This window comes from Lysobacter xanthus, assembly GCF_047159895.1.
The window spans coordinates 1-3324 of sequence record NZ_BAAGAB020000122.1 but is presented as its reverse complement, the minus strand read 5'-3'; the positions used below and the strand labels follow the sequence as shown (position 1 = coordinate 3324).

The window sequence follows — 3324 nt, the reverse complement described above, 5'->3', positions numbered from 1 at the left end:
GTGCGTCCGGCCGGCGCACCGTGACCAGCGGCGGCGTGCGCACGAGCCGCTGCGCGAGCGCCTCGGCGGCGGTCGCGGAGGCGAACGCGCGTTCGCCGGTCAGCATCTCGTGGAGGATCAGGCCGAGCGCGTAGAGGTCGCTGCGCGGGCCGACCGGATCGCCGCGTGCCTGCTCGGGCGACAGGTAGTCGGGGGTGCCGACGATGCCGGACGTCGCATGCCGCGTGCTGGAGGCGACCGACAGCGCGACGCCGAAGTCCGTCACGAACGCATCGCCCGCGGCGTCGATCAGGACGTTCGCCGGCTTGAGGTCGCGATGCACGACCCCGCGCGCGTGCGCCGCACCGAGGCCGAGCGCGACCTGCCGCGCGATGCGCAACGCGTCCTCCACCGGCAGCGGACCGCGATCGATGCGATGGTCGAGCGGCTCGCCGTCGATCAGGTCCATGCTGATCAGCCAGCGCGATTCACCGCCCGGAAATTCGTGGCGCGCGATGTCGTGGATGCGCACGACGTTCGCGCTCGACACCTGGCGTGCGAGCAGCAGTTCCTGCCGGAAGCGGTCGAAGGCGTCGGCGCGTTGCGCGACCTCGGGCCGCAGCAGCTTCACCGCGACGGGAATACCCAGCGCCTCGTCGCGGGCGCGGTAGACCACCCCCATCCCGCCGACGCCGACGAGGCCCTCGATGCGAAAACGCCCGGCGAGCAACGTGCCGGGCGCGAGGTCCATCTGCGCGTAGAGGCCGGTGGCGGTGGCGTCGCTCATGGCGGCGGCGTGCGCGCGGGATCGGGCAGGCCGCCCTCGGCTTCGCTCCGCGCCGCGAGCCACAGCGCGCAGCGCTCGGCGAACGCCTGCAGCAGCTCGACATCGAGCGTGGTGAGCGGCGGGCCGGCTTCCCGGCGGTCGGCGTAGATCGCTCCCATCGCCTTGCGGCCGTCGAGCAGCGGGAGCGCCACCAGCGTGCGCAGGCCGGCGTGCACGATCGAATCGCGACTGGAAAGGTGCAGGTCCGGCATCACGTCGTTGAAGACGACGGGCGCCCGCGTGCGCAGCGACTGCGCCACCGCGCCGAGGCTGCCGGTGAATTCGGGGCCCGTCGCCAGCGAGGCATCGAGCGCGATCGACGCCGCGATGCGATGCGCGCCGCCTTCGGTCACCAGCACGAAGCCCCGGGTGCACTGCGCGAGCTCCAGCACGGCGCGCAGGCTGTGTTCGAGCAGCGCGGGCGTCGGCGCAGTCCCGTCCTGCGGCTGCGCGAGCGCATCGATGCGCTCGGTGAGGCGCGTGGCATGCACCCGACGTTCGCGCCAGCGCCGCGCCTGCTCCTCGGCCGCGCGTTCGTCGAGCAGGGACAGTTCGCAATGCACGTCGCCGAACCGCAGCCAGCCGCTGCGGGCGAGGTCGGTGCGTTCGATGCGGGCGCCGTCCACGAACGTGCCGTTCTTGCTGCCCACGTCCGCGAGTTCCCACATGCCGTCGGGTCGCGGCTGCAGCTCGGCATGCAGGCGCGAAACGCTCGAATGCGGCAGGCGCAACTCGGCCGTCTCGGCGCGCCCGATGCGCACGCGCTCGCCGGGCGCGACGATGCGTGCGATCGCGGCGCCATCCGGAACGTAGGCGATGAGTCGGGCCTGCATCAGCCGATCTTAGGCCCTGGGCGTGTGCGCCGGGCGCACGTCCGGCGCGGGCGGTCGACGCGGGCCGTCGGCCGGCCGCGTCGTCGTTCCATGGACGCGGTCAGTGGCCGAAATTACGCAGGTAGGCGATCGAGAACTTCGCCGTTCCGACGCCGGCCAACAGTTCGCCTGCCGTGTTGTTGCCACCGCCGCCGGCCACCCAGAGGTCCGGAATCGCGGTGCCGGCGCGCGCATCGACCCGCGCGGCCAGCGCATCGAGGCTCGCGAGCGCATCGTCGTAGCGTCCGTCGGCGACGGCCTGCGCCGCGGCGGCGCGGTAAGCCTCGAGCGGCGCCGCCTCGGAGGCGGGCAGGGTGGCGATGCGGGTGCGCAGGCGCTCGAGCTTTTCGTTCGCCACGTCGCCGGTGCGGCGCACGTCGGCCAGGATCAGGAACTGCGAGAACCCGCCGGTGGTGCCGCGCGCCCGCACGCTGCCCTGCGCGACCTCGGTGGTGATGTCGCGGAATGCGCCACCGAGCGGCGCCTTGAACAGGCGATAGCTCGTCCCGTACGTGTAGGCGAGTGCATGTGTGTGGATCTCGACGCGGACGAGTCGGTCGAAGGAGAGCCCGCCCGCGGGGGGCTCGACCGTCACCAGCAGCGGGAACGAGGAGTCGATGGTCGCCAGCGTGCCCGGCAGGCGCGCCAGCAGTCCGGGGTCGCTGAGCGAAACCAGTTGCGCGCTGACGCCCAGGCTCGACGGCGTGAGGCCGTGCGGGCTGTCGAAGGCGAGCGTCATGTCCGCCACGGGCGCGCTCGTCGAGCCGATCACCACCGTGGCGACGTTGCCGTTGACGGCGACCTGCACGGGCAGCGACTGCGCGGCGGCCAGCGGCGCGGCGAGCAGCAGGAGTGCAAGGGAGAACCAGCGGACGAGAACGCGCGGCATGGGCGACTCCGAAGATGTAAAGACCCCGTGAATGGACGGACCGTAGAGCGCGCCGCGTGAAGCCGGCGTCGGTACCGTCGCCCGGCGAGCCTAGACGAGGCGGAAGGCCCGGCGCGACGGGATTTCCACCCATCCGGCCTGGGTGTTTACCCCTGCCTCGCGTGGTGGCAACACCGGATGGGTCGACGCACGTCGAAATGGGACAACAGGTCCGCCACCCCTCGGGTGCCCCACCTGGAGACCTCCCCATGTCCGCTCCGCGCTCGCGCTCCCTCCCCGTCCGCATCTCCGCACTCGCCTTCGGTCTGCTCGCCAGCGGCGTCGCCCTCGCCGATGCCCACCTCGATCCGCAGCTCCTCGGCAAGCTCGCGTCCGCCGCCGCCGCCGACGAGCTCGCCGTCGTCGTCACCTACCGCCAGTCGGGCCCTGTCTCGGCCGTGCAGCTTGCCGAACTGAAGTCGCTGGGGATCGAGAAGGGCCGCACCATGCGCAGCCTGCCGATCGCCGGCGTGCTGGCGACGCCCGCGGAGATCCGCGCGCTGGCGCAGAAGGACGACGTCGTCTCGCTCTACTGGAACGCGCCGCTCAAGTATTTCGACGTGCAGGCCAACCAGATCTCGAGCACCACGCGCGCGGTGTCCAGCCCCGGCGATTTCGGCCGCGCCATCCCGTTCTCGGGCAACGAACGCCTCGATGATCTCGCGCAGGTTCAGCAGCCGCGGACGGCCGTCGACCAGGGCCACCATGTTGATGCCGAA

At 72.3% G+C, this 3324-nt stretch carries 3 protein-coding genes and 1 pseudogene; 1 reads left to right on the top strand and 3 read right to left on the bottom strand.

All coding sequences use genetic code 11. The annotated features are described in order from the left end of the window. From ACY35P_RS15180 to ACY35P_RS15170, 3 genes are all read right to left on the bottom strand, one after another. Positions 1-766, bottom strand: a 766-nt coding sequence (locus ACY35P_RS15180; protein ID WP_462116674.1) for a serine/threonine-protein kinase, incomplete at its 3' end; no start/stop codon positions are given. Continuing rightward, complete coding sequence (locus tag ACY35P_RS15175; protein ID WP_462116673.1) at positions 763-1638, bottom strand: FHA domain-containing protein; 876 nt, start codon at positions 1636-1638, stop codon at positions 763-765. The genes ACY35P_RS15175 and ACY35P_RS15180, both read right to left, overlap by 4 nt. Before the next feature lie 100 nt (positions 1639-1738). Beyond that, positions 1739-2566 (bottom strand): DUF6689 family protein, encoded by an 828-nt coding sequence (locus ACY35P_RS15170; protein WP_462116672.1) that lies wholly within the window; start codon positions 2564-2566, stop codon positions 1739-1741. Between the two features lie 248 nt (positions 2567-2814). Between ACY35P_RS15170 and ACY35P_RS15165 the strand changes: the two are divergent. Then, positions 2815-3324, top strand: a pseudogene (locus tag ACY35P_RS15165) (hypothetical protein); the annotation flags it as partial.